Origin of the sequence: Allobosea sp. FBZP-16, from assembly GCF_002831785.1 — a bacterium.
GTDB lineage: Bacteria > Pseudomonadota > Alphaproteobacteria > Rhizobiales > Beijerinckiaceae > Allobosea > Allobosea lupini.
In genome coordinates, this window is record NZ_LNCQ01000012.1 from 16,880 (window position 1) to 42,598 (window position 25,719).

The window sequence follows — 25,719 nt, forward strand, 5'->3', positions numbered from 1 at the left end:
CCGGATGGGAGAGGGGCCGGGGGTGAGGGACCGCCCTCACCGCGTTATTCTCAACATTCGGGCGGCCGCGGCGCGCTCTGGCGTTTACCGGCAGGCTCTCACCCCTGCCCCTCTCACTGATCTCGGGCCTGCCCGAGATCAGATCTCAAAGTGTCGAAGTCGGTTTCACTCGACTTCGATGCGGGAGAGGGGTTCCCCGCGCCTCTTTCGGCCAGGGCATATTTCATGACACTCGCGATCGACCGCACCGATCCCGCCATCGCCGCCCATGCCGAGCTCTATCGGCGCGAAATGGCGGCCAAGCGGCTCCAGACCCTGCTCGGCCTGGGCGTCTTCGTCGCCTGCGTCGTGCTCGCCGGCATCGGCTCCGAGGTCGATATCGCGAAATTCGCCGCGAATGCCTGGCGTTTCCCGAAATACATCCTCGAGACCCTGCCGACGCTGCGCCTGGCGACGCTCGGCGCCGATCTCAAGGAATGGTACTGGGGCCTGAATGGCTGGCTGAAGCTGCTCTGGCAGACCCTGCTGATCGCCTATATCGGCACCGTGCTCGGCGCCGTCGGCGGCTTCCTGCTCTGCTTCGCCGCCGCCAGCAATCTCGGCCGTTTTCCCTGGCTGCGCTGGGGAACGCGCCGCTTCCTCGAATTCTGCCGCACCGTCCCCGAGATCGTCTTCGCGCTGATCTTCGTCATCGCGTTCGGGCTGGGACCGCTGCCCGGCGTGCTCGCCATCGCCATCCACACCATGGGCGCGATGGGCAAGCTCTTCTCCGAGGTGGTCGAGAACATCGACATGAAGCCGGTCGACGGCCTGACCGCGACCGGCGCAGGCTGGTGGCAGACGATCCGCTTCGCCGTGGTGCCGCAGGTGCTGTCGAACTTCGCCAGCTACGCGCTGCTGCGCTTCGAGATCAATGTCCGCGGCGCTTCGATCATGGGCTTCGTCGGCGCCGGCGGCATCGGGCAGGATCTGATCGAGGCGATCCGCAAATTCTACTTCACCGATGTCAGCGCCATCCTCTTGCTGATCATCGTCACGGTGATGCTCATCGACTACGGCACCGAGCGCCTGCGCCATGCGCTGCTCAGCCTGGAGCACGGCAAATGACGCTCGCTCTCTCCTCCGCCGACCGCGCCGCGCTGATCGCCCGCCACAAGGCCGCGATCGACGGCTCGCTGAAGACCAAGCTCACGACCATGGCCGTCGTCGGCGGCCTCGTCGGGCTCTTCCTCTACGGGCTGACGACGCTCGAGACCTCGCTCTGGAAGATCATCGCCGGCTTTTCCAATCTCGGCACCTTCATCGCGCTGATGCTGCCGCCCGATCCCGGCTCGCTCGCCCGCGCCGTCATCTTCGTCAAGGCACTGTTGGAGACGATCGCCATCGCCTTCCTCGGCACCATCCTGGCGGCGATCTTCGCCTTCCCGCTCGGCTTCCTCGCCGCCAAGAACGTCGTCGCCAACCGCATCGTGCATTTCCTGGCACGGCGCTCGATGGACACCGTGCGCGGCGTCGACGCGCTGATCTGGGCGCTGATCTGGGTCAATGTCGTCGGCCTCGGCCCCTTTGCCGGCATGCTGGCGATCATGACCAGCGATCTCGGCGCCTTCGGCAAACTGTTCTCCGAGGCGATCGAATCCGCCGACCGCAAGCCCGTCGAGGGCGTCGCCTCGGTCGGCGGCGGCAAGCTGCATGAGATCCGCTTCGGCCTGATCCCGCAGGTGCTGCCGGTGATCGCCAGCCAGGTGCTCTACTACATCGAGTCGAACACCCGCTCCTCGACCATCATCGGCATCGTCGGGGCCGGCGGCATAGGCCTCTATCTCGCCGAGACCATCCGCACGCTCGAATGGCAGCAGGTCTCGTTCCTGATCCTGCTGATCCTGGCGGCGGTGACCGCGATCGACTTCCTCTCAAGCAAGCTGCGGTTCGCCATCATCGGCAAGCGGGCGATCTGAAACCCTCATTCGTCATGGCAGGCGCAATATGCCCCGGCCATGATGCGAGATTGCCAGCATGATCCGAGGCCTGTGCGAATTCGCATAATCTCAAGGCTATATCACACATCGTGATGCGCCATCGCACAATCTATCTCATCGGCATCCAGACTTCGGAGCAAGCCGATGACCCCGATCGACCTCTACACCTACCAGACCCCGAACGGCCACAAGGCCTCGATCATGCTCGAGGAAGCCGGGCTGCCCTATGCCGTCACCGTCATCGACATCGAGGCTGGCGAGCAGCACCGGCCGAGCTTCCTGGCGCTCAACCCGAACAACAAGATCCCCGTCATCGTCGACCACGATCATGACCGGACGATCTTCGAGTCCGGCGCGATTCTGCTTTACCTCGCCGAGCGTTCCGGCGTGCTCCGGCCCAACGGCCCACCGGCGCTGAGCAAGACGCTGCAATGGAGCTTCTTCCAGGCGGCTCATGTCGGGCCGATGATCGGCCAGCTCTGGCATTTCAAGGTCTTCGCCAAGGAGACGCTGCCCTACGCGATCGAGCGCTATGAGCGCGAGACCGCCCGCATCCTACGTGTCCTCGACGGCGAGCTGGCGCTGCGGCCCTATCTGGTCGAAGCCAGCTACGGCATCGCCGACATCATGGTCTGGCCCTGGATCAACGCTCTGCCGAAACTCGGCCTGAGCCTCGCCGACACCCCTCATCTGCAACGCTGGCACGAGACGATCGCCGCCCGCCCCGCCGTGCAGCGCGGCCTTGCCGTGCCGGCGCTCGCGCACGCCGACGCCTGAGCGCGTCGCTCCCGACAGGAATTCGTCATGGATACCCTCTTCATCCCGCTGTCCCTCGCCGCCGGCGGTCTGCTGGCGGTGCAGGCCGGCGCCAATGCGCAATTGTCGAAGGCGACGGGAAGCCCCTTCGCCGCGACGACGATCCAGGTCGTGCTCGCCGCCCTCCTCCTGCTGATCGTCGCGATCGCAACCGGCACGGCGGCCGCCTTCGGAGGCCTGCAGGCCGTGCCGTGGTGGCATGCGATCGGCGGCGTCGCGACGGCGCTCTATGTCGCCTCGACCATCCTGGTCTTCCCGCGGCTCGGCGCGGTCGTCGCGGTCGGCCTCTTCATCGCCGGCCAGATGCTGGCCTCGCTCGCGCTCGACAGCTTCGGCGTGCTCGGCGTACCCCGGCAGGCGCCGAAGCCCGCGACGCTGATCGGCACGGCGGCCGTGCTCGTCGGTGTGGTGGCGATCGTCTTCGGCCAGAAGGCCGCGACCAAGGAGCTTTCCGGCTCGAAACTCGGCTGGCTGCTGCTCGCCCTCGTCGCCGGCGCGGTGCTGCCGGTCCAGGGCGCGATCAACGGGCTGCTGCGGCAGGATCTCGGCGCGCCCTTCGTCGTCGGAACGATCAGTTTCGCGGTCGCGACCCTGTCGATGATCGTCGTTCTCCTGGTGACGCTGCTGACGGGTGGCGCGAAACCGCAGCTCGGCGGCCTCAAGGCCATGCCCTGGTGGGGCTGGATCGGCGCGGTCTGCGGCGCGACCTATGTCACCACCGTCTTCGTCGCGATCCCTGCCATCGGCACCGCCGCGACCGTCGGCCTGACCGTCGCCGGCCAGCAGATCGTCTCGCTCTTCGTCGATCGTTACGGCTGGTTCCGCCTGCCTCGGCGCGAGATCTCGGCCCTGCGCTTTTCCGGCGTCGTCGTCCTGTTGCTCGGCGTCGCCGCGATCAAGGTCTTCTGACTCCTCGAGCTTCAGGACGGCGCCGATCCGACGCCGTCACCCCATTTCCACGGAGACATCCCATGTCCTGGCTGCTACTCACCGGAGCGGGCCTGCTCGAGATCGTCTGGGCGATTGCGCTGAAGCAGGCCGGCGGCTTCACCCGTTTCTGGCCGAGCCTGATCGGCATCGTCTCGGCGATCGTCAGCTTCGTCATGCTGTCGCTGGCGCTGAAGCAATTGCCGGTCGGGACCGCCTATACGGTCTGGGTCGGCATCGGCGCGCTCGGTGTCGCCATCGCGGGCATCGTCGCCCTCGGCGAGAGCGCCTCGCCCGTGCGCCTTTCCCTGCTCGTGCTGATCCTGATCGGCGTGATCGGCCTCAAGCTGGTCGAGGCCTGACCTCTAAGCGGAGGGCGCGCCCTCGCCCTCCAGCAAGGCGCGGCGCTTCCGGAAGGCGCCATAGGCAAAATCGGTGAAGGCGCGGACCCGCGCCGCGGCGCGCAGATCCTCATGGGTCAGGATCCACAAGGCCGTCTCCATCTCCGGCAAGGGACGGCGCACGCAAGCGAGGGCCGGGAGGCTGTCACCGAGATAGCAGGGCAGCGCGACCAGGCCCAAGCCCGCCACCGCCGCCTGCTGCATCGCCAGCAGCGAATCGGCCCGCAGCACGATCTCGCTCTTGCCCAGCTTTGCCTGCATCCAACGTGCGACCGAGGTCCCGGCAAGCGTGTCGTCCGGACCGACCCAGCGATGCTCGGCGAGGTCGGCATGATCGTGGCGCGCGAGATAGGTGGGCGCGGCGTAGATCGCGAAGGCGATCTTGCCGACCCGGCGCCCGACCAAGGTCACCGGCGGATTGTCGGCGGTGCGCAAGGCGACATCGGCATCGCGCTTGGTCAGGTTGAACATCAGGTTGGAGACCGCGACCTCCAGGGCGATGCCGGGATGGGCCTCGCCGAACTCGGCGAGGATCTCGGGCAGGATCGAGCCCATCAGCGTGTCTGTTGCGGTGATCCGCAGCGTGCCGGAGAGTCGCAGGTCCTGGCCGGCGATGCGGCGTTCGAGCTCGGTGACGGTGCCGGAGATGCTGCGCGCGGCCTCGACCAGATCCTCGCCGCCGGCCGTCAGCACATAGCCGGTCGGCAGGCGCTCAAAGAGGCGTAAGCCCACCTGCTGCTCGAAGGCAGCGATGCGGCGCAGCACCGTCGAATGGTTGACGCGCAGTTCGCGCGCCGCGCCGGCGAGCGAGCCGGCCTCGGCGACGGCGAGGACATAGCGCAGATCATCCCATTCGAGCGCGGCCATGGGCCCCTCGCCAGATCCTACGGGTCAGGCGACGCCCAGTGCCAAGAGATCGTGAACGTGGACGAGGCCGACCGGCCTGTCGTCGGCATCGGCGACGATCAGCGCCGTGACGCGCAGACGGTTGACCATCTCCAAAGCTTCGGCCGTCAGCGCATCCGGCGCGATCTTGCGCGGACCCTTGGTCATCACGTCGCGCGCCAGCCGGCCGCCCCAGCCGGCGCCGTGCTTGCGACGCAGGTCGCCATCGGTGACGACCCCGGTGAGCTTGCCGTCGGCATCGATCACGATGGCGCAGCCGAAGCCCTTGGCGGTGATCATCGAGACGACATCGGCCATCGCAGCGGTCTCGCCGACGACGGGCAGGCGCTCGCCGGAATGCATGATGGTCGCGACGGTCTTGAGCTGCGCGCCCAGTTTGCCGCCGGGGTGGTAGACGTAGAAGTCCTGCCGCGAAAAGCCGCGCGCCTCCAGCAAGGCGACCGCGAGCGCATCGCCGAGCGCCATCTGCATCGTCGTCGAGGTCGTCGGCGCGAGCCCGTTCGGGCAGGCCTCCTCGGCCTTGGGCAGGACGAGCGGGACATCGGCCTCGCGGCCGAGTGCGCTGTCGCGATTGGCGGTGATCGCGATCAGCCCGACGCGGAAACGGCGGGTGTAGCCGACGATCGCCGAGAGCTCGACCGCCTCGCCCGACCAGGACAGGGCGATGACGACGTCCTCGGGCTGGACCATGCCGAGATCGCCATGGCTGGCCTCGGCCGGGTGGACGAAATAGGAGGGGGTCCCGGTCGAGGCGAGCGTCGCCGCGATCTTGCGGCCGACATGGCCGGACTTGCCCATGCCGGTGACGATAACGCGACCAGTGGCGGCGCGGATCATCTCGACGGCGGCGGCGAAAGGCTCGGCGAGGCCGTTGCCGATCGCCTGATGCAAGGCGTCGAGCCCGGCGCGTTCGGTGGCGATGGTGCGAAGGGCGGAGGCGCTGATGGTCGCGATCATGGAGCGCGCCTCTAGCACGGCGCAGGCCCGCCTGACCACCGGTGCCGGCGCATTGACGGGGCATTAACCCTCTTCGTTCTAACTCCATTAACCATGCGCGCCGACCCGGCGCGGATAAGCCTTTGCCTCGCCGGAGCATCGTCGCGCCCGTGTCCCGTTTCGCCCAGATCTGCTGGCTGGCAGGCGTCGCAGGCTGCTGCGGCGTCGCCGGGCTGACGGCCTGGCCGGAGCAGGCCTCCGCGCAGACGCAGCCGGCCGATATGCCGGCACGCGCCCGGACGCCGGCCTTGCGGACCGGTACGCCGGACTATGTCGCGCAAAGGCCGAACCCGGCTCCGGGGACTGGGTCCGCGCTGCCGGATGGTGTCGACGATGCCGCCCCTGCCCCGCGCGGCCGGTCCAGCGCGATCTCAAACGGCCAGCCGACGCGCGCCAGCCAGCCGGTCCGGTCCTCGCGCCTTCGCGGCGTCACCCAGCGTGAGTTCCGCGCGCCACCGCAGAGCGTGTCCAACCTGCCGCCGGCGCCCCCGCCGATACCCGAACCGCGCAAGCGCAAGCGGCCGGAGGAAGACCCCTACGCGCCGCTCGGCCTGCGGCTCGGCAATGTCATCCTGCGCCCGGCGATCACCGGCTCGGTCGGCTACGACAGCAATCCCGAGCGCATTTCCGGGCCGAGCAAGGGTTCGCTGTTCACCCGCACCGAGGGCGAGCTCGGCGTCCAGTCCGACTGGAACGTTCACGAGCTCACCGGCATGCTGCGCGGCGGCTACAGCCGCTATTATCGCAACGACAGTGCCTCGCGCCCGGACGCGGAAGGCAACATGTCCTTGCGCCTCGACGCGACGCGCGACACCCGCATCCTGCTCGAATCGCGCCTGCGGCTCGACACCCAGCGCCCGGGGTCGCCCGACCTGACCTCCGCCGTACAGGGCCGGCCGATCACCTGGAACTATGGCGCCGCGGCCGGCGTCACCCATGATTTCAACCGCCTGCAGGTGACCTTGCGTGGCGCAATCGACCGGCAGGACTACGAGGACGCCGAACTCGGCAATGGCCGCATCCTCAGCCAGGCCGACCGCAACCAGACGCAATACGGCCTGCGCCTGCGCGCCGCCTATGAGGTGACGCCAGGCTTCAAGCCCTTCGTCCAGGGCGAAATCGACACGCGACAGTTCGACGAAAAGGTCGATTCCAGCGGCTATATGCGCTCCTCCGACGGCTATACGCTTCGCCTCGGCTCGACCTTCGAGATCAGCCGCATGCTCACCGGCGAGGTCTCCGGCGGCTATCAGGATCGCAAATACGAGGATGGCCGCCTGCGGAACCTGCGCGGCTTCGTCGGCGATGCCGCGATCCTGTGGACACCGACGCCGCTGACCACGGTGACGCTGCGCGGCTCGGCCGAGCTCGGCGACACCACCATTCCCGGCTCGAGCGGCACGACGGCGCGCCGCGTCGGCCTCGAAGTGGCGCATGCGCTACGCCGCAACCTGACCGTCACCGGCTTCACCACCTTCGCCCGCACCGAATATGACGGCCAGGACCTGCGCGAGAACCTCTCCACCATCGGCGCCAGGATCGAATACAAGCTGACCCGGACCTTCGCGATCCGCGCCAGCTTCACCCATGAGCGGCTGAACTCGACCAACCAGGGCTCGGACTACACCGCGAACGTCGCGCAGGTCGGCTTGCGCGTGCAGTTCTGACGGCGACGGGCTCTCAGCCCTCATATTTGTCCAGGAACGCCTCGACGCTCAGCGCCCGAAAGTCGTCGAGCGCGGTGCGCAGGGCGGCGTGCTCCCAATCCCACCAGGCCAGTGCCTTCAGCCGCTCGGCGATCTCCTCCGGGAAACGCCGGCGGATGATGCGGGCCGGGTTGCCGGCGACGATGGTGTAGTCGGGCACGTCCTTGGTCACGACCGCGCCGCCCGCGACGACCGCGCCAGTGCCGATGCTGCGCCCGGCGAGCACGATGGCGCCGTGGCCGATCCAGACATCATGGCCGATCGTGACGGGCGTCGAGCGGCGCCAGTCGAAGAAGGCGGCCTCGTCCTGCGCATCCTCGAAATAGGCGCTGGCGCGATAGGTGAAATGCGCCTGGCTCGCCCGCTGCATCGGATGGTTGCCGGGGTTGATCCGGGTATGCGCCGCGATCGAGCATAACTTGCCGATCGTCGTGTAGATGATGTTGGAGTCGTTCACGACATAGGAATAGTCGCCAAGCGTCGATTCCGCGAAGACGGTGCGGGCACCGATCTCGGTATAGCGGCCGAGCACGGCGTCACGGACATTCGCGGTCGGGTCGATCACGGGTTCGAGCCCGAGCTTCTTGCCTGCCATGACGGGCTTCCCTCGAGGATGAATCAGCCGAGCGGGATGCTGTCGAGCAGCACGAAGCGGCTGCTGCGGCTCTGCTGCTTGAAGATGGCGACGCGGTCGATCGGGACCGGGCCAGCCGGCAAGGCCTGCACATAAGCCTGCGCCAGTGCCGCCTTGACCGGAGCCACCTCTGCGTCCGGCAACGAGCCGGTCAGCGTCATGTGGAAGCGAAAGGCGTCACCGACATAAGGGTAGCCATAGGCCTCGAGATAGGCCCGGTGCGCCGGCGTCAGCGGGCTCTGCAGCCGGCGCGCCAGATCAGCCTGCGAGAGCGGGGCGCGGAACGGCTCGAAGGCCTGGACGATGTCGAAGGCAAAGCGCTGCAGCTCCTCGCTCGGCTCGGACGGCGTCAGCGCGATGAAGCGGCCGAGCGCGTTGACCGAAAGCCCGGCGAGCCGGACCGGCGGGCGCCCGGCGACATAGTTGCGGGCGAAGGCGCGCAAGGCGCCCTCATTGCGGCCATTGGCAAGCTCGAACGGAGCCTTCAACGTGGCGTGGAAGCCGTAGCGGCGCGGCTCAGCGGTGATCTCGGACCAGTCGAGACCTTCGCAACCGGGCGGAACCGCGAAGTCGATGTCCGCCCCGGTGACGGCGTCATAGCCCAGCGTCGCGCTGCCGAAGCGCCAGAGGGCGCTGTCGGCTGCGGGAGCGTAGTAGAGCGCGTAGCGCGGCGCAGGTTGGGTCATGCTGCGCTCAGAAGGCCCGGCGTCCCTGCGACCAGACGGTGGCGATCACCGGCGTCGGGCCCAGCGCCTTGAAGCGCACGAGATCGGCGCGCAGGCCGGGCTTGAGATGGCCGCGATCCTTCAGGCCGAGAATGTCGGCGACCTTCCAGGTGACCTTGGCCATCGCCGCCGGCAGGGTGATGCCGTGCTTGTCGTGGAGCTTGAGCACGGCCTGCAGCAGGCTCGCCGGAACATAATCGGAGGAGAGCCCGTCGAGCAGGTCCTTCTCGGCCAGTTCCGCCACCGAGACGCCGCCGGAATGCGAGCCGCCGCGCACGACATTCGGCGCGCCGGCGATGGTGGCGAGGCCGCGCTGCTTGGCGGCCTGCGCCGCCTCGACCGTGGTCGGGAATTCCGAGATCACCGCGCCCGAGGCGATGCCGGCCTCGACATGCTCGATCGTGGTGTCGTCATGGGTCGCGATCGGGATGCCGCGCGCCTGGAACATCTCGACAACGGCGCTCCAGTTGCGGCCGACATTGGCCGTCCCCTCGCGCTGGCGGACGCTTACATCCTCCTCGAACTCCGCTTCGGTCTTGCCGTTGCCGAGCGCGTAGGTGCGCAAGTGGGCGAGATCGCGCCACTGCCGCTGGCCGGGGGTGTGGTCCATCAGAGAGACCAGCTGGACCAGGGCATCGTCCTGATAGGGCTCGATATCCCTGAGCAGGTCCGGGCTGGTCAGTTCGCAGCGCATATGGATGCGGTGGTCGATGCGGAAGACGCCCTCGGCGCTGCCGAGCCGGAGCGCATCCATCACGTCGGCGAAGATGTCCTTGCGATAGTCCTTGGCCGAGAAGGGCGTGCCGGCGCAGATCGCGTCATAGACGGTGGTGACGCCGGCGGCCGCCATCTGCGCGTCATGGACCAGCGCCGCCGCGAGCCCGTTCGGCCAGAAGACCTTCGGGCGCGGCATGAAATGCTTTTCCATGTTGTCGGTGTGCATCTCGACGAGGCCGGGCGCGACATAGTCGCCCTGGGCGTCGATCGCCTCCGGCAGCGAGGAGCGGCCCTGGTCGACCGAACGGATACCGCCCTCGTCGAAGGCGATGGTCCCGGTGACGACCTCGTCCTCGAGGATCAGGCGGGCATTGGTCAGGATGGTGGACATCAGGCGGCCTTCTGGAAATCGGTGATGTCGAGATAGCGGGTCGCGACAGCCTCTCGCACGGCTTCGTCATGGAAGATACCGACGATGGCGGAGCCCTGTTCGCGGGCCTCCGCGATCAGCCTGACCACGACATTGCGGTTGTTGGCGTCGAGCGAGGCGGTCGGCTCGTCGATCAGCATGATCGGCGAGGGATCGACGAAGGAGCGGGCGATGTTGACCCGCTGCTGCTCGCCGCCGGAGAAGGTCGCAGGCGCGAGATCCCAGAGACGCTGCGGCAGGTTGAGGCGGGCGAGCATGGCTTTCGCGCGTTCGCTGGCCTCCTCGGGCGTGGCGCCGCGAGCGAGCAGCGGGTCGCGGACGATGTCGAGCGCCGTGACGCGCGGGATGACCCGCAGGAACTGCGAGACGAAACCGAGCGTGCGGCGGCGGATGTCGAGCACGGTGCGCGGCACGGCCGAAACGATGTCGATCTGCCTGCCGCCATGGGTGATGGCGATGGTGCCGGAGGTCGGCCGGTAATTGCCGTAGAGGATGCGCAGCAGGCTGGATTTACCGGCGCCCGAAGCGCCTGCCAGCACAAGCGCCTCGCCGGCAGCGACCGAGAAGTTGACGTTGTCGAACACCGGCAGGCGCACGCCGCCCTGGTTGTGCAGGGTGAATTCCTTGGCGACGTTCTCGACGTGAATCATCGTGGTCATGGTGTCAGTGCCTTCGGCCGGCGCGGTGACGAGGATGTGACGAAGGCTCCACCGTCATGCTCGCCCTTGTGGCGAGCATCCACGCCTTGAATACCGCTCTCGAAGAACGGAGACGCAGATGGTCGGGACAAGCCCGACCATGACGGAGGAAAGTGTGGCGAGAAGCTCATACCGTCAGCACCGCCGAGGTCAGAAGCTGTGTGTAGGCATGCTGGGGGTCGTCGAGGACCTGGTCGGTCAGGCCCTGCTCGACGACGCGGCCATCCTTCATCACCATCAGGCGGTCGGTGAGCAGGCGGGCGACCGCGAGGTCGTGGGTGACGATGATCGCGGCGAGGCCGAGATCGCGCACCAGCACACGAAGCAGGTCGAGCAGGCGGGCCTGGACGGAGACGTCGAGGCCGCCGGTCGGCTCGTCCATGAAGACGAGCTTCGGCTCTGAGACCAGCACGCGGGCGATCTGCAAGCGCTGCTGCATGCCGCCGGAGAACTGGCGCGGCCGGTCGTCGATGCGGCCCGCAGCGATCTCGACGCGCTGCAGCCAGTCGAGCGCGGTCTCGCGAATCCTGCCGTAATGCCGCGCGCCATTGTCCATCAGGCGTTCGCCGACATTGCCGCCGGCCGAGACGTCAATGCGCAGACCGTCGCGCGGGTTCTGGTGGACGATGCCCCAGGCCGTGCGCATCAGCCGGCGCCGCTCCTGCTCGGCGACCGAATAGATGTCGAGCGGTTCGACCCCGCCCCGGAACAGCACCTGCCCCTCATCGGGCTTGTCGATGCCGGCAAGGCAGCGCAGCAGGGTCGACTTGCCCGAGCCGGATTCGCCGACGATCCCAAGCACCTCACCGGGCCAGAGATCGAAGGAAACGTCGGCGCAGCCGATGCGCTCGCCATAGAAGCGGCTGACGCCAGCGACCGAGAGCAGCGGGGCAGGATCGAGCGCGAGGTCTGGCGGCGCGACGTGGAGTGTCATTGGCTCTCTCCCAATGTTCCATTCGCCCCGTCACCCCGGGCGGAGCGGAGCGCAGACCCGCGATCCATTCCGGAGCGCTCATCGGATAGGGTCCGGACTGGGTCCCGGGTCTCCCGGAGCCTGTCTTCGGGCGAACCGAAGGTCGGACCCGATGGGTCGCCCGGGACGACGTGGGAGTTTGAAACCAAGCCACTATCTGTGGCGTCACCCAGCATCGTTCCGCGATGGCCGTCGGCCCGCCGCGTCTCGCAATGGTGGCTGTCGGAGCAGACGAACATGCGCCCGCCCTGGTCGTCGATCACGACCTCGTCGAGATAGGAATCGGCCGCGCCGCAGAGCGCGCAGGGCTGCTCCCAGCTCTGGATGCGGAAGGGATGGTCGTCGAAATCGAGGCTGCGCACGCTGGTATGCGGCGGCACCGCATAGATGCGCTTCTCGCGCCCGGCGCCGAAGAGTTGCAGCGCCGGCGACATCTGCATCTTCGGATTGTCGAATTTCGGGATCGGCGACGGCGCCATCACATAGCGGCCGTTGACCATGACCGGGTAGTCGTAGGTGGTCGTCACTTCGCCGAAGCGGGCGATATTCTCGTAAAGCTTGACCTGCATCAGCCCGTATTCGGCCCAGGCGTGCATCTTGCGCGTCTCGGTCTCGTGCGGCTCGAGCTTCCTGAGCGGCTCGGGCTGCGGCACCTGGTAGACCATGATCTGGCCGGCCTTCAGCGGCGCCTCCGGGATGCGGTGGCGGGTCTGGATGATCGTCGCCTCGTGCGTCGCCTCTGTGGTGCGCGCATCGGCGGTGCGCTCGAAGAAGCGGCGGATCGAGACGGCGTTGGTGGTATCGTCGGCGCCCTGGTCGATGACCTTCAGCGTATCGTCGGGCCCGATGATCGCAGCGGTGACCTGGATGCCGCCGGTGCCCCAGCCGCGGGCAAGCGGCATCTCGCGCGAGCCGAACGGCACCTGGTAGCCGGGAATCGCGACCGCCTTGAGCAGCGCGCGGCGGATCATCCGCTTGGTCTGCTCGTCGAGATAGGCGTAGTTGTAGGCCGGCCTGGTCTCGTCCGTGATGTTCTGGTGCACGGTCATTCCGCGGCCTCCGGCAGGGCTTCGCTCTGTTGCTCGGCAAGGCGCTGCTCACGTTCCTTGCGGATGCGGCGGATCAGTTCGAGCTCGCCCTGGAAATCGACATAGTGCGGCAGCTTCAGGTGCTCGACGAAGCCGGCCGCCTCGACATTGTCGGAGTGGTAGAGGACGAACTCGTCCTGCTGGGCCGGATAGGTTGCCGCTTCGCCAAATTCGCGGCATTTGAGCGCCCTATCGACCAGCGACATCGACATCGCCTTGCGCTCGCTATGGCCGAAGGAGAGCCCGTAGCCGCGGGTGAACTGCGGCGGGACCTCCTTGGAGCCGGCGAACTGGTTGACCATCTGGCATTCGGTCAGGGTGATGTCGCCGAGGTCGACGGCGAAGCCCAGCTCCTCCGGCACATATTCGACCGCGACCTCGCCGACTCGGATCTCGCCGACGAAGGGGTGGTTGCCGCCGAAGCCGCGCTGCACGGAATAGCCGAGGCCGAGCAGGAAGCCCTCGTCGCCGCGCGCCATCGCCTGCAGGCGGACATCGCGCTCGGCCGGAAAGGTGACGGGCTCGCGGGTGAGATCGAAGGGGCGCGGATCGCCTGCGGGAGGCGCTTCCTCCTCCATCAGCCCCTCTGCGCCGAGGATATCCGGCACGCGTGGCATTGAGGCGTCGAGCGGCTGCGCGGCCGGACGGGCCTGCGTCTCACTCGGCGCAGTCTCGTCCATCAGAGCGAAATCGAAGAGCCGGTGGGTGTAGTCATAGGTCGGGCCGAGCACCTGGCCGCCCGGCAGATCCTTGTAGGTCGCCGAGACGCGGCGACGGATCGCCATCCTGGCGGTGTCGAGCGGCTCGGAGGAACCGAAACGCGGCAGCGTGGTGCGATAGGCGCGCATCAGGAAGGCGGCCTCGATCGCATCGCCCTGTGCCTGCTTCAGCGCCAGCGCGGCGAGGTCGGGATCGTAGAGCGAGCCCTCGTTCATGACGCGACCGCAGGCGAGGCCCATCTGCTCGCGGATCTGCGCGACACCGAGCTCCGGCACGCTCTCGTCGCCGCGGCGGGCCTCGGCAACGAGATCATGGGTAGCGAGGATGGCGGCTTCGCCGCCCTTGACCGCGACATACATCAGTAAAGCTCCCGGCGGGGCATCAGCGGGCCTCCACGATTTGCGTCGAGCGCGGCAGGCCGAGCACCTGCGCGCCATGGACCAGCAGAAGGTCGACACCGAGCGGGTAAACTGCAGCGTTGTCCTCGACCTCGGCCCAGAAGCCGGGACGCAGACCAGTCGGGGCGATGCTGCGCCGGCCGGGGATGCCCGGGCCTTCGAGCGTGACAGCCTCGCCGCCTTCGAAGCCGGCACACTGGATCAGCACGGTGGTCGAGCGATCGGGGAATTGATCGTCGCCGGCATTGAAGGCGGCGAGCCTCGGCTCAGTCGCGGCGCCGTCGATCACGGCGAAGGCGGCGCGGGCGGGATCATCGACGAGGGCGGCGCCGCAATGGAAACGCAGCCAGGCGCCGGCCGGGCCATCACGCAAGGCGGCCGGAAGCCAGATCGGCGTCTCGTAATCGGCGAGGGTCAGCAGCGCGACGGCAGTCGCAGCTTCGAGCCCGGCGGGCGGCACGATCGCATCGCCGAGATCGCAGGCGAGACCCGGCTCCGAGAGCGCTGCCAACAAGGCACGGAAGGCACCTTGCGACTGGAAGACCGGGTCGGCGAAGCCGGCACCGATGAGGGTGTCGTTGGGAGTCATCAGCCGCCCCTGACCAGCGTGAAGAAATCGACCTTGGTGGCAGCGGCCTTGCGCGAGGCGAGCTCGCGGGCGGCCTGCTGCTTCTGCGCCAGGGCGAAGACGCCGCGCCGGAGCGGGCCGGTCTCGGCTTCGCTTTGGAGGAGTGCGTCGGTGACCGCAGCAAGGCGCGCCTTGCGGCCGTCGCGGCCGAGCGCGTAGGAAAAGCCCATCGCGCCGCTGTCGAGGCGGACGACGCAGCGCGTCACCGTCGCCTCGCCGAGGTTGAAGCGGCGGCCGGCGCCGCCGGCACGGCCCTCGACCATGACGGTGCCGGTCTGCGGCGCCTTGAGGAGCTCGTGCGTCGGCAGCGGGCCGGTCTGCTGCAGCAAGGCGTCGATCTCGCCTTGCGTCGCACGGGCCAGAACTGCCATCCAATGCTGACGTGTCGCGATGTCCGTCATACCGTGTCGGCCTCTCGCCAAGGTCTAATGTCTAGACTAAGATAAGCGTATCGTTGGAAAAGGTCTATACATTTTGGATGAAATTTTGATGACGCCGAGCTTGCCGGACAATCAGGGCGGCGATGGCGGCACAGCCTGGCGGCGGATCGCCGATGCGCTGGCGGCCTCGATCGAGCAAGGCGAATACCAGCCCGGCGATACGCTGCCGGCGGCGATCGTGCTCGCCGAGCAATACGGTGTGCACCGGCACACGGTACGACAGGCCTTTCGGCATCTGGCGGAACAGGGGCTGGTCACGGTCGCGCGCGGACGCGGCACGCAGGTCAGTTCCCGGCGCGTGCCCTATCCGCTCGGCCGGCGCGTCAGCATGCGCGCCAATCTCGGACGGATCGGCATGATCGGCTCCAGCCGCATGCTCTCGGCGGAGGTGGTGGCGGGTGATCCGGAGATTTGCGAGGCAATGGCACTCGAGCCGGGAACGCCGCTATGGCGGTGCGAAGGGCTCAGCCTCGCCGACGGCACGCCGATGGGGACCGGGACGCATTGGCTCGCGGTCGGGCGGTTTCCCGGCTTCGACAAGGTCTATCGCGATGCGGAGGCGTCGATCACGGCGGCGTTCAAGGCCTATGGCATCCTTGACTATGTGCGCCGCTCGACCCGGTTGACGGCAAGGCTCGCCACGGAGCGCGAGGCGGCGTTGCTGCGGATCGAGCCCGGTGCGGCGGTGCTGGTCTCGCTGGCCGTCGACGCGCTGCCCGACCTGACGCCGATCCACATCGTCAACAGCGTCTTCGCCGGCGAGCGGATGGAGATGGTGGTCGAGCCCTTCGGGAACTAACGCTCGCGCTCCGCTCAGCCGCGTTCGTAGAGCAGCCGCGCTCGGATCGTACCGTCCAGCGCCCGGATCTCCTCGATGATCTCTCGCGCGACCTCGCCGACCGGATCAGCCTCCATCACGACATAGCCGATCTCGCCGTCGGTCTGGAAATTCTGGGCTGCGATGTTGATGTTGCGGCTGGCGAAGACGTCGTTGAGGCGGCGCAGCATGCCCGGCGCATTGCGCTGGACCTGGATGAAGCGGGTGCCGGCCGGGCGCGCCGGCAACTGCACCTGCGGGAAATTGACGGCGCCGACGGTCGAGCCGACATCGGAATAGTCGACCAGCTTGCGCGCCACCTCGGCGCCGATGCGCTCCTGCGCCTCCTCGGTCGAGCCGCCGACATGCGGGGTCAGGATGACGTTCGGCAGGCCCTGCAGCGGGGTGACGAAGCGGTCATTGTTCGAGGCCGGTTCCTTCGGGAAGACGTCGACCGCTGCGCCGGCGAGCGCGCCGCTGCGCAGCGCTTCGGCGAGGGCGTCGAGATCGACCACCGTGCCGCGAGAATTGTTGATGAGATAGGCGCCCTGCTTCATCGCCGCGATCTCGGCCTTGCCGATCATGTTGTGCGTGGCAGGCGTTTCCGGGACATGCAGCGAGACGACGTCGCTGTTGGCGAGCAGCGCCTTCAGGCTCTCGACCGGCTCGGTGTTGCCATGGCGCAGGCGATCGGTGTGGTCGTAATAGATCACGCGCATGCCCATCGCCTCGGCGATGTTGGAGAGCTGGCTGCCGATATTGCCGTAGCCGACGATGCCGAGCACCTTGCCGCGAACCTCGAAGGAGCCGTTGGCCGACTTGTCCCAGCCGCCCTCATGCGCCGAGCGCGAGCGGTCGGGGATCCGGCGCAGCAGCATGACGATCTCGCCGATGGTCAGCTCGGCGACGCTGCGGGTGTTGGAGAAGGGGGCGTTGAAGACCGGGATGCCGCGCAGGCGGGCAGCGTCGAGATCGACCTGGTTGGTGCCGACCGAGAAGCAGCCGACGGCGAAGAGGCGCTTGGCCGCGGCGAAAGCCGGCTCGGTCAGCTGCGTGCGCGAGCGGATGCCGAGGATATGCGTCTTCTCGATCGCCTCGACGAGCTGGGCCTCGTCGAGCGCCTTGGGCAGGCGGGTGAGGTTGGTGTAGCCGGCCTGCTGCAAGGCAGCGACGGCGGAATCGTTGATTCCCTCGAGGAGGAGGACGCGGAGGCGGTCCTTCGGAAAGGAAAGCCGGTCGGTGGGGAGATTCATGGCGCGCTCGACGGTCCAGCGATGCGCCTGCTCGCCCGGTCGGACGGGAGGCACCGGAGCGCCCGCTATAGACCTGTTGTCGCAGCGCACAACCGCAAAGTTGTCGCGTCCGCCCCTCGTTATGTGCTAGCGGCGCGCAGCGGCACGACACCGCCCGGCGGGACCGGCGTCAGGTGCTGCTGCGGCAGCAGGAAGGGCTGGCCGGCCGGCGGCAGGCGGCTGAAGGAGAGCGAGACGCGGAAGACGCCGCGCAGCAGGTTGTCGTCGAGGATGGTCGCGGGCTCGCCTTGGGCGACGATCGCGCCCTCATGCATCACCACCAGCCGGTCGGCATAGGTCACGGCGAGGTTGAGGTCGTGCAGCACGACCAGCACCGCCGCTCCCTGTGCGGCAATAGAGCGGGCGGCATCGAGCAGCGAGAGCTGATGGCAGAGGTCGAGGCTGGCGATCGGCTCGTCCAGGAAGAGGATCTGGCGCTGCGCGACGCTGCGGCCGGCTGCGAGCTGGCAGAGCGCCCGGGCGAACTGCACGCGCTGCTGTTCGCCGCCGGACAATGTCTGGTACTGGCGGCCGGCGAGACCGATCACGCCGGCGGTCTCCAGCGCCTGGGCGATGATCTCAGCCTTGCGGGCGCGCGGCTGCGCAAGGCCGACGCCTTCCAGGCCGAGGCGCGCGACCTCGTAGACGCTGAACGGGAAGGCGAGGCGCTGGTTTTGCACCATCACGGCGCGACGACAGGCGAGTTGCCATGCCGGAATCTGCGGCAGCGCCGCGCCGTCCATGCGGACCGTGCCCTGCGAGGGAGCGAGCTCGCCGGTCAGCAGCTTGAGCAGCGTCGACTTGCCGGCGCCGTTGGGGCCGACGACGATCGTCGTCGCCCCCTCCTCCAGCGCAAGCGAAGCGCCGCGCACCAGGGAGCTGCCGCGGACCGAGAAGCTGAGATTCTCCGCTGCGAGGATCGCCATGCTCAGAGCTCCGCGATCCGGCCGCGGCGCAGCAGCAGCCACAGGAAGAAGGGCGCGCCGATGAAGGCGGTGACGATGCCGATCGGCAATTCCGCCGGCACGACGACGAGGCGGGCGATGATGTCGGCGCCGACCAGAAGGGCAGCGCCGCCGATCGCCGAGAGCGGCAGCAGGAGGCGGTGATCGGGACCGATCGAGAGCCGGATCAGATGCGGCACGACGATGCCGACGAAGCCGATCACGCCGGCTGCGGCAACGCTGGCGCCGACCGCGAGGGCGACCAGCAGGATCGCGAGCGCCTTGATGCGCTGGACGGGGATGCCGAGATGATAGGCCTCGGCCTCACCCAGCATCAGAGCGTTGAGGCCGCGCGCCAGCAATGGCACTGCAAAGAGTAGCGGCAGCACGATCGGCGCCACCACGGAGAGCTTGGTCCAGCTCGCCCCGCCGAGGCTGCCCAGCGACCAGAAGGTCAGGTCGCGCAATTGCCGGTCGTCGGAGACGAAGGCGAGAAGGCCGGTGAGCGAGCCGGCGAGCGCGCCGAGCGCAACACCGGCGAGCAGCATGGTCGCGACCGAGGTGCGGCCCTGGCGCGTCGCGATCAGATAGAGCGCCAGCGTCGAGACGAGGCCGCCGAAAAAGGCTCCGAAAGGCAGCACCGCGAAGGGCAGCTTCATCGCGAAAGCCGCGAGGAGGCGGTCTCCGAGCACGATGGTCGCAGCGGCGGCGAGACCGGCGCCAGCGGAGACGCCGACCAGGCCGGGATCGGCGAGCGGATTGCGGAACAGGCCCTGCATCAGCGCGCCGGAGATCGCGAGCGCCGCCCCGACGAGCGCGCCGAGCAGCAGGCGCGGCATGCGGATATTGAGCACGACCAGCGCCTCCCGGCTTCCCAGCAGCTCGGCCGGAGCGAAGCCGAGCTTCGCCAGCAGGATGTCGGCGACGCGGCCGGGCGCGATCGCGAACGCCCCTGCCCCGAGCGAGAGCAGCATCAACAGCAGGCAGAGCCCGACGAGCGCGGCGACGGCGATCACGCCTTTGCGGCGATGGCCGGCCGTGAGCACGGCCAGCGCCGCAGCACTCGCACTCAGGGGCTGCTTCGCGGCAAGCGTCATTTGGCGGCGGAAAGCTGGGCGACCTTGGCTTCGGGATAGAGCTCGGCCATCAGGTCGCGCGCCGCGTTCGGGGTCCGAGGCCCGAAGCCGAGCAGATAGAGCCCGTCCATCCGGATCAGCGCCTTCTGCTTCGCCGCCGGTGTCTCCGAGAAGGCCGGCATGGCAAAGAGCTCGTCGGGGCCGGCATTGTGGGCGCTGGAATGGCGCATCATCAGCACGACATCGGGCGCGGCGGTGATGATCGCCTCGTCGGTCATCGGCTTGAAGCCTTCGACGGCGCTGGCGGCATTGACGCCACCGGCGAGCGCGATGATCGCGTCGGCCGTGGTGGCCCTGCCGCCGACCAGGGTGCGCCCGTTCTGCAGCGAGAGCACGAACAGGACGCGCTTCTGCCCGGGCAGGCCGGAGCGCAGCTTGTCGAGCTCGTCGAAGCGTCCTTTCACCGCGGCGGCGAGTTGCTCTGCCGGTTCGGCGACGCCGGCGGCCTTGCCGATCGCAGCGATCTTGCCGACGACCGCTTCGGGCGACAGCGCTTCCGGGATCATGGTGATCGGGGTACCCGACTCCTTGAGCAAAGCGAGCGCGTCGGGCGGACCGGCGCCTTCCACGGCGATCACCTGCGAGGGCTTCAGCGACAGCACGCCCTCGGCCGAGAGCGCCCGGACATAGCCGACGCTCTTTTTGTCCTTCAGCGCGTCCGGCGGCCACTGGCTGGTGGTGTCGACGCCGACGACCTTGTCCTGCTGGCCGAGCGCATAGAGTACCTCGGTGACGACGCCGCCGGCAGCGACGATACGCTCGGCGGCCTGCGCCCGGGCGGGAGCGACGACGGCCAGCGGCTCCAGCGACCCGGAGAGGCCGCCCAGCGCCAGCAGAGACACGACCGCAGCAGCCGCGATCTCCCGGCCGAGGCGCTTGGCCCTGAAGCCTGCGAGCGGAGCGGATGAAGGCGCTTGGAGCGTGCCCATGATCGATCTCGTGCGTGCGACGACGCGCAGCAGAAGCGCTCGCAACGCTCAGCTACACTGAAGTCATTACAAAGTAATGGCTCTTTTATAATCATTCAAAACAACGATTATTGGAGCCGTTATTGACGGTGATATGCAGCTTTACTAAGGAGGGTCAAGAGCGGCGCAAGCTGCCGGACCATCACGCTTTTGCAAATCGCCGAGGATTTCCCGATGTTCATCGCCATGAACCGCTTCAAGGTCGTCAAGGGTGAGGAGGAGGCCTTCGAGACGGTCTGGTCCTCGCGCAAGACCCGCCTCGACGAGATGAAGGGCTTCATCGCCTTCCATCTGCTCAAGGGCCCGGAGAAGGAGGACCACACCCTCTACTCCTCGCACACGACCTGGGCCTCGAAGGAGGACTTCACCGCCTGGACCAAGTCCGAGCAGTTCCGCGAGTCGCATCGCAGCGCCGGCCAGCCGCGGCCGACGCCGCTCTATCTCGGCCATCCCGAGTTCGAGGGCTTCGAGACGATCCTGACCGAGCACAATCCGCATCTGCCGCGCCAGGCGGCCGAGTGAGAGGCTGATCACGATGTCGTTTGCCGAGACATTGGCACCGCCTGCTCCCGCCGAAGCCATGGCGAAGGTCCGGGCGGCGCTCGCCGCCAAGCCGGACGGCGTGATCGAGGCGGTCGCGCGCGAGCATGGCGTCTCGACCCTCGCCGTGCTCGAGGTCACCCCGGAAGAGCAGCGCCGCTTCATCGCGGCGGAGCGCTTCGAGGCGCTCTGGCGGGAGCTTGCGACCTGGGGCACGGTGCTCTTCATCGTGCACACGCCCGACATCGTGCTGGAATGCGAGGGCTCGCTGCCGGTCGGCTCGTTCGGCCACGGCTATTACAACATCCATGGCGACAGCCCGATCGGCGGTCATATCAAGGCCGGCAACTGCAGGGCGATCTATCTCGTCGACCGGCAGTTCCACGGCCGCCGCTCCTGCTCGGTGCAATTCTTCAATGGTGCCGGCGAGGCGATGTTCAAGGTCTTCGTCCGCCGCGATGCGGCGCGCGAGCTCCTGCCCGATCAGGTCGCACGCTTCGAGGCGCTGAAGCGCGACTTCGCCTGAGACCGACCGACTCCGGCTGACGGGCAATTCATCCGAGCCTCCGCCATCCCCGGCGGGGGCTTTCTCGTCACGCAGCATGCGCATGGCCGCAGGCTGATCGCTGACAAATGACGTCAGTCGCCACGCTTCCGCCACAAGCACCGCCATATCGGGTGAGCGGGGCCTGAAATATCGCGAAAGATCGAGAATTTACCAAGCGTTAACCATAGAAGCGCAGCTTTCTGGCTGCGGAGACAAGTGACGTGATCGACACCGTTGATCGCGCACGGCCTCCGACAGGTGAGCGCCACGGCCGGCCGGCCGGCGCAGACGGCCTGCCCGAGACTCCGGCTGAGGACGCTGCGATGGCGGCACAGCTCGCCCTGACACGGGTCAGCCTCGCCAAGGACCTGATCGGGCCGGCGTTGGCCGCAGCCGGCCCCAAAGCAGGGCTGTCATCGCTCGCCAAGCACGCGGGCTTCCGCAACGGGGTGATGCTGGCGCTCCGCTTCGTGCAGGCGCGCCTCTTGTCGGTCTGGGGGCTGCTGCTGGCCGCCGCCCTGTGTCCACCCAAGGTCTTCGCCAACTTCGCGATCTTCGCGGCCCTGGCGAACCTGGCTTCGATCGCCGTCCTGCTGCGGTTCGAGGCGGTGTTCTTCCAGAACAACGACCGGCTGCGGCTCGGCCGGGCCTTCCGCCTGGCGGTCGCCACCGGCGCCGTCTTTCTCGCCGGGGCCGTGATCGCGGTCCTGTTCGCAGCGGCACAGGGCTGGATCCTGCGCGGCTTCGGCGCGCTGTTCCTGATCTCGCTGGCGAGCCGGGCGGCGATCCGGCTGCTGCTGGCCGAAGCAACGGCGGAAGGCGACTTCGCCACGATCGGCAACACCAATATCGCCCAGGCGCTGCTCCAGCCCGGGATGATGATCCTGCTGATCTGGCCGCTCGGGCCGGTATCTCTGGCCCTGTTCGCCGCAGACGCATTCGGCCACGCCGTCGCGGCCTGCTATCTCGCCTGGCGCCGACGCGACTCGCTGCTGCGCCTGATGCACCCCGCGCGCTGGTCGCTGACCGAGCTGATCATGGCAGGCTGGCAATGGCGCAACTCGCCGACCTTCCTCCTGCCCTCGGCACTGCTCTCCTTCGGCTTCTCGGCGGCGCCGCTGCTGGCGCTGCCGATGTCGAGCAACCCGGTGCTGGCTGCCCATGTCGCCCTGGCGACGCGCCTGCTCGACGTGCCGGCGCAGATGTTCGGCGCGGTGACGACGCCGCTGGTGATGAACAATCTGCGCAGGCATCGCGGCCACGATCAGCAGAAGCGAGCCCGCCTCGTCACCCTGGGGATGGTGGCCATTGTGGCGACGCTCTTCACCGCGATCGCCTTCGTCGCCGTCAGCACCGACGAATTGCTCCTGAGCGGCACCAAATGGGACGGCATCGGCGAGGTGATGGCGATCATGGCGCTGTTCTATGGCAGCGGCGCCCTGGCCGGCCCCTTGCAGGAAATGGGCGCCTTCTCCTCCCGCCCGCATAGCCAGATGACGGCCAATGCGGTGGCGCTGGCCGCTGCGGCGATCGTAATCTGGGGGTTCGGCAGCCTGTCTCCCGCCCTGCTCGCGGTGATCGGGTTGATCTCGCTGGGGCGCCTGCTGCTGCATCTGCGCCTGACATGGACCGCGATCGGCGACCAGCGATTGGCCAACCCAAGCTAGAGCAATTCCGCAATTCTTCGAATCGCAGAATTGCTCTAAGTCTTTCTCTTAGCGCATTTTCTTCACGCGAACCGGTGTCCACTTCGCTCGAAAATGCTCTAGGCTATTCCCGCCGGATCAGCCGGTCGGCGAGCAGCGAGGAGAAGAAGCCCGGCTTGAATTCGCGCTCGAGCCGCTCGGGATCGTACTCCTTCGCCACCCAGTCGAGGAACGGCGTGCCCTTGCTGGCGCCCTCGCGCGCATAGGTCTCGAAGAAGGCGTCGAGAATCCCGGTCTTGGCGAAGCGGAAATGGCCGTAGCGCAGCGAAAGCTCGGCCATCGCCTCTGCGAGCGGCCGCCTCTCGTGGATCAGCAGATAGAGCGCAGAGAAGAAACCGGCCCGGTCGGCGCCCGATTTACAATGGACCAGAGCAGGCGTCTGCAACCCCGCAAAGAACGCGGGGGCAGCCAGAAGGGTGTCGCGGTCCGGCGCGCCACGCGACCGCAGGACGAATTCGACCAGCGCGATGCCGTGGCGCTCGCAGGCCTCCTTCTGCAGCGGCCAGGCGCCGTGCTCGCGGCCGCCGCGCAGGTTGACGATCGTCTTCACGCCCTGGCGGGCGAACCAGGCGATGTCGGTCGGGGCCGGCTGGGCGGCGCGCCAGAGCTGCGGGGTGATGCGGTGCGCATTGAGATAGACGAGCCGGAAGATGCCGTGGTCGGACAGCAGCATATTGGTCCAGGCGCGAGCGCGATCGAGCCGGCCGCGCAAAGGGCGATCCCAGCGCGCGATCCGAGCCATGCGCCTCGCATAGCGGTCTTCCGGCCGCCGCCAGCGGTTCAGCATGGGATCGCACCTGTCATGCCCGCCCGATAGCAGCGGGAGCCTTGCTGCGCAAATCGGTAACTCCGACTAAAAGCCGGGCTTGGCCTTTGCGCCGCAACCGCGCATAACGCCGCCGAAGTTTTATCATCGATAGGTCAGGTACATGCGGCTCGACGCCATCGCCATCGGCAAGAACCCCCCGGACGAGGTCAACGTCGTCATCGAAGTCGCGATCGGTGGCGAACCGATCAAATACGAGATGGACAAGGAAGCCGGCACGCTCTTCGTCGACCGCTTCCTCTATACGCCGATGCGCTATCCCGGGAATTACGGCTTCATCCCCCATACGCTGTCGGAAGACGGCGATCCCTGCGACGTGCTCGTCGCCAATACCCGCCCGCTGGTGCCGGGCTCCTACATCGCGGTCCGCCCGATCGGCGTGATGATGATGGAAGACGAGGGCGGCGGCGACGAGAAGATCATCGCCGTGCCGGTCCCCAAGCTGACCAAGCGCTACGAGAACGTCACGAACTACACCGATCTGCCGCAGATCACGCTCGACCAGATCCAGCACTTCTTCGAGCACTACAAGGACCTGGAACCCGGCAAGTGGGTGAAGCTCACCGGCTGGGGCGACGCCGCCAAGGCCAAGCAGCTGATCGTCGAGGCGATCGAGCGGGCCAAGAAGGCCAAGTCGGGCTGATCCCCTGTCATTGAGAAAAGCGCCATGGCCGGGCTGACCCCGGCCATGGCGTCGGCGTTTTCTATTTCTTCAGCAGCCGCTCGATCTCGGCCCGCAATTGTGGGCCCAGATCGCCGCGCTCCAGCGCATAGGCGACGTTGGCGCTGAGGAAGCCGATCTTCGAGCCGGTGTCGTAGATGTCGCCGTCGAAGCGCACGGCGAAGAATTTTTCCTGCTGCGCCAGCGCGATCATCGAATCCGTAAGCTGGATCTCGTTGCCGGCGCCCTTCTCCTGCTTGGCGAGCAGATCGAAGATCGTCGGCTGCAGGATGTACCGGCCGGTGATGTGCAGGTTCGATGGCGCCGTGCCTTTGGGCGGCTTCTCGACCATCTTGCTGATCTGCGAGACCTTGGCCTTGGCGTCGGCGACGCCGACGATGCCGTATTGATGGGTCTGGTCGTCCGGCACCGGCGCCACCGCGATGTGGTTGCCGCCATGCTCCTCATAGGCCGCGATCATCTCGGCGAGGCAGCCCTTGCCCGCCCCATGGTGCAGCATGTCCGGCAGCAGCAGTGCGAACGGCTCGTCGCCGACGATCTCGCGGGCGCACCAGACGGCATGTCCGAGGCCGAGCGGCGCCTGCTGGCGGGTGAAGCTCGCTGCGCCGGCGGCTGGCAGATCGTGCTTGAGCGCCTCCAGCTCCTTGGTCTTGCCGCGCCTGGCCAGCGTGTCGTCGAGCTCGTAGGCCATGTCGAAATGGTCCTCGATCACGGCCTTGTTGCGCCCGGTCACGAAGACGAAATGCTCGATCCCGGCAGCGCGCGCCTCGTCGACCACGTGCTGGACGACCGGCCGGTCGACGATGGTCAGCATCTCCTTCGGGATCGCCTTGGTGGCAGGCAGGAAGCGGGTGCCGAGACCAGCGACGGGAAAGACCGCCTTGCGGATTTTCTTGATCATGCGCGTCCATCTCGCGCGCGCCCGGCGCGCGCCTGCTGAAAATCGGAGGGCTTTGGGGAGAGCCGGCGTCGCCCATTCATGCCGGCCGCTGAAGGCTGGCCCGCGATTCTGGCAAAAGCCGGGCCAGCCCCTCTTCGAATACCATTCTGACCTTGCCGATACGTCAATGCCCTTGGCG

At 67.7% G+C, this 25,719-nt stretch carries 27 protein-coding genes and 1 pseudogene; 11 read left to right on the plus strand and 17 right to left on the minus strand.

The features are described from left to right. The first annotated feature begins 225 nt into the window (after positions 1-225). From phnE (CXY91_RS02625) to CXY91_RS02645, 5 genes are all read left to right on the plus strand, one after another. On the plus strand, positions 226-1,107 hold the full coding sequence (gene phnE / locus CXY91_RS02625) for a phosphonate ABC transporter, permease protein PhnE (protein WP_100959183.1): 882 nt from the start codon (positions 226-228) through the stop codon (positions 1,105-1,107). Then, the gene (gene phnE / locus CXY91_RS02630; protein WP_100959184.1) at positions 1,104-1,958 is read left to right on the plus strand and encodes a phosphonate ABC transporter, permease protein PhnE; all 855 of its coding nucleotides are present in this window, start codon (positions 1,104-1,106) and stop codon (positions 1,956-1,958) included. The genes phnE (CXY91_RS02625) and phnE (CXY91_RS02630) overlap by 4 nt, the downstream gene beginning before the upstream one ends. 165 nt (positions 1,959-2,123) lie before the next feature. Next, positions 2,124-2,756, plus strand: coding sequence for a glutathione S-transferase family protein (locus CXY91_RS02635; RefSeq protein WP_100959185.1), 633 nt, complete (start codon positions 2,124-2,126; stop codon positions 2,754-2,756). A gap of 27 nt (positions 2,757-2,783) precedes the next feature. Further along, entirely contained in the window at positions 2,784-3,704 is a 921-nt protein-coding gene (locus CXY91_RS02640) for a DMT family transporter (protein ID WP_100959186.1), read from the plus strand. Between the two features lie 62 nt (positions 3,705-3,766). Then, entirely contained in the window at positions 3,767-4,084 is a 318-nt protein-coding gene (locus CXY91_RS02645) for a DMT family transporter (RefSeq protein WP_100959187.1), read from the plus strand. Between the two features lie 3 nt (positions 4,085-4,087). On the opposite strand, the gene CXY91_RS02650 is transcribed toward CXY91_RS02645, so the two are convergent. Beyond that, a complete protein-coding gene (locus CXY91_RS02650) occupies positions 4,088-4,990 on the minus strand; it encodes a LysR family transcriptional regulator (RefSeq protein WP_100959188.1) in 903 nt (300 codons plus the stop codon). A 24-nt stretch (positions 4,991-5,014) separates the two neighbouring features. Next, positions 5,015-5,986, minus strand: coding sequence for a KpsF/GutQ family sugar-phosphate isomerase (locus tag CXY91_RS02655; RefSeq protein WP_100959189.1), 972 nt, complete (start codon positions 5,984-5,986; stop codon positions 5,015-5,017). 149 nt (positions 5,987-6,135) lie between these two features. Between CXY91_RS02655 and CXY91_RS02660 the strand changes: the two genes are divergently transcribed. Next, positions 6,136-7,692 (plus strand): outer membrane beta-barrel protein, encoded by a 1,557-nt coding sequence (locus CXY91_RS02660; RefSeq protein ID WP_158673243.1) that lies wholly within the window; start codon positions 6,136-6,138, stop codon positions 7,690-7,692. A gap of 13 nt (positions 7,693-7,705) precedes the next feature. Here the strand turns inward: CXY91_RS02660 and CXY91_RS02665 are convergent, their stop codons facing one another. The 9 genes and pseudogenes from CXY91_RS02665 to phnG all read right to left on the minus strand — a co-directional run bounded on the left by CXY91_RS02665 (position 7,706) and on the right by phnG (position 15,143). Next, a complete protein-coding gene (locus CXY91_RS02665) occupies positions 7,706-8,326 on the minus strand; it encodes an LbetaH domain-containing protein (RefSeq protein WP_100959191.1) in 621 nt (206 codons plus the stop codon). A 23-nt stretch (positions 8,327-8,349) separates the two neighbouring features. After that, positions 8,350-9,051, minus strand: a complete 702-nt coding sequence (locus CXY91_RS02670; protein ID WP_100959192.1) for a DUF1045 domain-containing protein — start codon at positions 9,049-9,051, stop codon at positions 8,350-8,352. 7 nt (positions 9,052-9,058) lie between these two features. Continuing rightward, the gene (locus CXY91_RS02675) at positions 9,059-10,198 is read right to left on the minus strand and encodes an alpha-D-ribose 1-methylphosphonate 5-triphosphate diphosphatase (protein ID WP_100959193.1); all 1,140 of its coding nucleotides are present in this window, start codon (positions 10,196-10,198) and stop codon (positions 9,059-9,061) included. Further along, a complete protein-coding gene (phnL, locus tag CXY91_RS02680) occupies positions 10,198-10,896 on the minus strand; it encodes a phosphonate C-P lyase system protein PhnL (protein ID WP_100959194.1) in 699 nt (232 codons plus the stop codon). The genes CXY91_RS02675 and phnL overlap by 1 nt, the downstream gene beginning before the upstream one ends. 166 nt (positions 10,897-11,062) lie before the next feature. After that, positions 11,063-11,869: a phosphonate C-P lyase system protein PhnK gene (gene phnK / locus CXY91_RS02685; RefSeq protein ID WP_100959195.1), complete on the minus strand. Its 807-nt coding sequence runs from the start codon at positions 11,867-11,869 to the stop codon at positions 11,063-11,065. 218 nt (positions 11,870-12,087) lie between these two features. Continuing rightward, a pseudogene (locus tag CXY91_RS02690) lies at positions 12,088-12,957 on the minus strand (alpha-D-ribose 1-methylphosphonate 5-phosphate C-P-lyase PhnJ); the annotation flags it as partial. After that, a complete protein-coding gene (locus CXY91_RS02695; RefSeq protein ID WP_100959197.1) occupies positions 12,954-14,075 on the minus strand; it encodes a carbon-phosphorus lyase complex subunit in 1,122 nt (373 codons plus the stop codon). The gene CXY91_RS02695 and the pseudogene CXY91_RS02690, both read right to left, overlap by 4 nt. 22 nt (positions 14,076-14,097) lie before the next feature. Beyond that, the gene (phnH, locus tag CXY91_RS02700) at positions 14,098-14,703 is read right to left on the minus strand and encodes a phosphonate C-P lyase system protein PhnH (RefSeq protein WP_100959198.1); all 606 of its coding nucleotides are present in this window, start codon (positions 14,701-14,703) and stop codon (positions 14,098-14,100) included. Beyond that, entirely contained in the window at positions 14,703-15,143 is a 441-nt protein-coding gene (gene phnG, locus CXY91_RS02705; protein ID WP_100959199.1) for a phosphonate C-P lyase system protein PhnG, read from the minus strand. The genes phnH and phnG overlap by 1 nt, the downstream gene beginning before the upstream one ends. A gap of 88 nt (positions 15,144-15,231) precedes the next feature. Here phnG and phnF point away from each other — a divergent pair, with 88 nt between their 5' ends. Continuing rightward, the gene (phnF, locus tag CXY91_RS02710) at positions 15,232-15,981 is read left to right on the plus strand and encodes a phosphonate metabolism transcriptional regulator PhnF (RefSeq protein WP_100959200.1); all 750 of its coding nucleotides are present in this window, start codon (positions 15,232-15,234) and stop codon (positions 15,979-15,981) included. Positions 15,982-15,995: 14 nt separating this feature from the next. Here the strand turns inward: phnF and serA are convergent, their stop codons facing one another. The 4 genes from serA to CXY91_RS02730 all read right to left on the minus strand — a co-directional run bounded on the left by serA (position 15,996) and on the right by CXY91_RS02730 (position 20,300). Continuing rightward, positions 15,996-17,252: a phosphoglycerate dehydrogenase gene (gene serA, locus CXY91_RS02715; RefSeq protein WP_100959201.1), complete on the minus strand. Its 1,257-nt coding sequence runs from the start codon at positions 17,250-17,252 to the stop codon at positions 15,996-15,998. Positions 17,253-17,371: 119 nt separating this feature from the next. Next, positions 17,372-18,217 carry a heme ABC transporter ATP-binding protein gene (locus tag CXY91_RS02720; RefSeq protein ID WP_100959202.1) on the minus strand — a complete coding sequence of 282 codons (846 nt, stop codon included), beginning with the start codon at positions 18,215-18,217 and terminating at the stop codon, positions 17,372-17,374. A 2-nt stretch (positions 18,218-18,219) separates the two neighbouring features. After that, on the minus strand, positions 18,220-19,332 hold the full coding sequence (locus CXY91_RS02725) for a FecCD family ABC transporter permease (protein ID WP_100959203.1): 1,113 nt from the start codon (positions 19,330-19,332) through the stop codon (positions 18,220-18,222). Then, the gene (locus CXY91_RS02730) at positions 19,329-20,300 is read right to left on the minus strand and encodes a heme/hemin ABC transporter substrate-binding protein (RefSeq protein ID WP_100959204.1); all 972 of its coding nucleotides are present in this window, start codon (positions 20,298-20,300) and stop codon (positions 19,329-19,331) included. Before CXY91_RS02730 ends, CXY91_RS02725 begins: the two co-directional genes overlap by 4 nt. 213 nt (positions 20,301-20,513) lie before the next feature. On the opposite strand from CXY91_RS02730, the gene hmuQ reads away from it, so the two are divergent. The 3 genes from hmuQ to CXY91_RS02745 all read left to right on the plus strand — a co-directional run bounded on the left by hmuQ (position 20,514) and on the right by CXY91_RS02745 (position 23,093). Then, positions 20,514-20,861 (plus strand): heme-degrading protein HmuQ, encoded by a 348-nt coding sequence (gene hmuQ, locus CXY91_RS02735; RefSeq protein ID WP_100959205.1) that lies wholly within the window; start codon positions 20,514-20,516, stop codon positions 20,859-20,861. Positions 20,862-20,874: 13 nt separating this feature from the next. After that, positions 20,875-21,405, plus strand: a complete 531-nt coding sequence (hutX, locus tag CXY91_RS02740) for a heme utilization cystosolic carrier protein HutX (RefSeq protein WP_100959206.1) — start codon at positions 20,875-20,877, stop codon at positions 21,403-21,405. Between the two features lie 242 nt (positions 21,406-21,647). After that, positions 21,648-23,093 carry a hypothetical protein gene (locus tag CXY91_RS02745; protein ID WP_158673244.1) on the plus strand — a complete coding sequence of 482 codons (1,446 nt, stop codon included), beginning with the start codon at positions 21,648-21,650 and terminating at the stop codon, positions 23,091-23,093. Positions 23,094-23,196: 103 nt separating this feature from the next. On the opposite strand, the gene CXY91_RS02750 is transcribed toward CXY91_RS02745, so the two are convergent. After that, the gene (locus tag CXY91_RS02750) at positions 23,197-23,919 is read right to left on the minus strand and encodes a fused DSP-PTPase phosphatase/NAD kinase-like protein (protein ID WP_091832711.1); all 723 of its coding nucleotides are present in this window, start codon (positions 23,917-23,919) and stop codon (positions 23,197-23,199) included. A 142-nt stretch (positions 23,920-24,061) separates the two neighbouring features. On the opposite strand from CXY91_RS02750, the gene ppa reads away from it, so the two are divergent. Beyond that, positions 24,062-24,601 (plus strand): inorganic diphosphatase, encoded by a 540-nt coding sequence (ppa, locus tag CXY91_RS02755; RefSeq protein WP_091832708.1) that lies wholly within the window; start codon positions 24,062-24,064, stop codon positions 24,599-24,601. Between the two features lie 61 nt (positions 24,602-24,662). Here the strand turns inward: ppa and galU are convergent, their stop codons facing one another. Then, entirely contained in the window at positions 24,663-25,541 is an 879-nt protein-coding gene (gene galU, locus CXY91_RS02760) for a UTP--glucose-1-phosphate uridylyltransferase GalU (RefSeq protein ID WP_100959208.1), read from the minus strand. Positions 25,542-25,719: the final 178 nt, after the last annotated feature.

Bases quoted from the DNA above. Each gene is read 5' to 3' on its own strand.
- hutX (WP_100959206.1), top strand. From the start codon at position 20,875: ATGTCGTTTGCCGAGACATTGGCACCGCCTGCTCCCGCCGAAGCCATG.
- hmuQ (WP_100959205.1), top strand. From the start codon at position 20,514: ATGTTCATCGCCATGAACCGCTTCAAGGTCGTCAAGGGTGAGGAGGAG.
- serA (WP_100959201.1), bottom strand. From the start codon at position 17,252: ATGAATCTCCCCACCGACCGGCTTTCCTTTCCGAAGGACCGCCTCCGC.
- CXY91_RS02640 (WP_100959186.1), top strand. From the start codon at position 2,784: ATGGATACCCTCTTCATCCCGCTGTCCCTCGCCGCCGGCGGTCTGCTG.
- CXY91_RS02665 (WP_100959191.1), bottom strand. From the start codon at position 8,326: ATGGCAGGCAAGAAGCTCGGGCTCGAACCCGTGATCGACCCGACCGCG.
- phnG (WP_100959199.1), bottom strand. From the start codon at position 15,143: ATGACGGACATCGCGACACGTCAGCATTGGATGGCAGTTCTGGCCCGT.
- phnL (WP_100959194.1), bottom strand. From the start codon at position 10,896: ATGACCACGATGATTCACGTCGAGAACGTCGCCAAGGAATTCACCCTG.
- CXY91_RS02730 (WP_100959204.1), bottom strand. From the start codon at position 20,300: ATGGGCACGCTCCAAGCGCCTTCATCCGCTCCGCTCGCAGGCTTCAGG.
- CXY91_RS02635 (WP_100959185.1), top strand. From the start codon at position 2,124: ATGACCCCGATCGACCTCTACACCTACCAGACCCCGAACGGCCACAAG.
- phnK (WP_100959195.1), bottom strand. From the start codon at position 11,869: ATGACACTCCACGTCGCGCCGCCAGACCTCGCGCTCGATCCTGCCCCG.
- phnE (WP_100959184.1), top strand. From the start codon at position 1,104: ATGACGCTCGCTCTCTCCTCCGCCGACCGCGCCGCGCTGATCGCCCGC.
- galU (WP_100959208.1), bottom strand. From the start codon at position 25,541: ATGATCAAGAAAATCCGCAAGGCGGTCTTTCCCGTCGCTGGTCTCGGC.
- CXY91_RS02650 (WP_100959188.1), bottom strand. From the start codon at position 4,990: ATGGCCGCGCTCGAATGGGATGATCTGCGCTATGTCCTCGCCGTCGCC.
- CXY91_RS02750 (WP_091832711.1), bottom strand. From the start codon at position 23,919: ATGCTGAACCGCTGGCGGCGGCCGGAAGACCGCTATGCGAGGCGCATG.
- CXY91_RS02725 (WP_100959203.1), bottom strand. From the start codon at position 19,332: ATGACGCTTGCCGCGAAGCAGCCCCTGAGTGCGAGTGCTGCGGCGCTG.
- phnH (WP_100959198.1), bottom strand. From the start codon at position 14,703: ATGACTCCCAACGACACCCTCATCGGTGCCGGCTTCGCCGACCCGGTC.
- CXY91_RS02670 (WP_100959192.1), bottom strand. From the start codon at position 9,051: ATGACCCAACCTGCGCCGCGCTACGCGCTCTACTACGCTCCCGCAGCC.
- CXY91_RS02720 (WP_100959202.1), bottom strand. From the start codon at position 18,217: ATGGCGATCCTCGCAGCGGAGAATCTCAGCTTCTCGGTCCGCGGCAGC.
- ppa (WP_091832708.1), top strand. From the start codon at position 24,062: ATGCGGCTCGACGCCATCGCCATCGGCAAGAACCCCCCGGACGAGGTC.
- phnF (WP_100959200.1), top strand. From the start codon at position 15,232: ATGACGCCGAGCTTGCCGGACAATCAGGGCGGCGATGGCGGCACAGCC.
- CXY91_RS02695 (WP_100959197.1), bottom strand. From the start codon at position 14,075: ATGTATGTCGCGGTCAAGGGCGGCGAAGCCGCCATCCTCGCTACCCAT.
- CXY91_RS02645 (WP_100959187.1), top strand. From the start codon at position 3,767: ATGTCCTGGCTGCTACTCACCGGAGCGGGCCTGCTCGAGATCGTCTGG.
- CXY91_RS02675 (WP_100959193.1), bottom strand. From the start codon at position 10,198: ATGTCCACCATCCTGACCAATGCCCGCCTGATCCTCGAGGACGAGGTC.
- phnE (WP_100959183.1), top strand. From the start codon at position 226: ATGACACTCGCGATCGACCGCACCGATCCCGCCATCGCCGCCCATGCC.
- CXY91_RS02655 (WP_100959189.1), bottom strand. From the start codon at position 5,986: ATGATCGCGACCATCAGCGCCTCCGCCCTTCGCACCATCGCCACCGAA.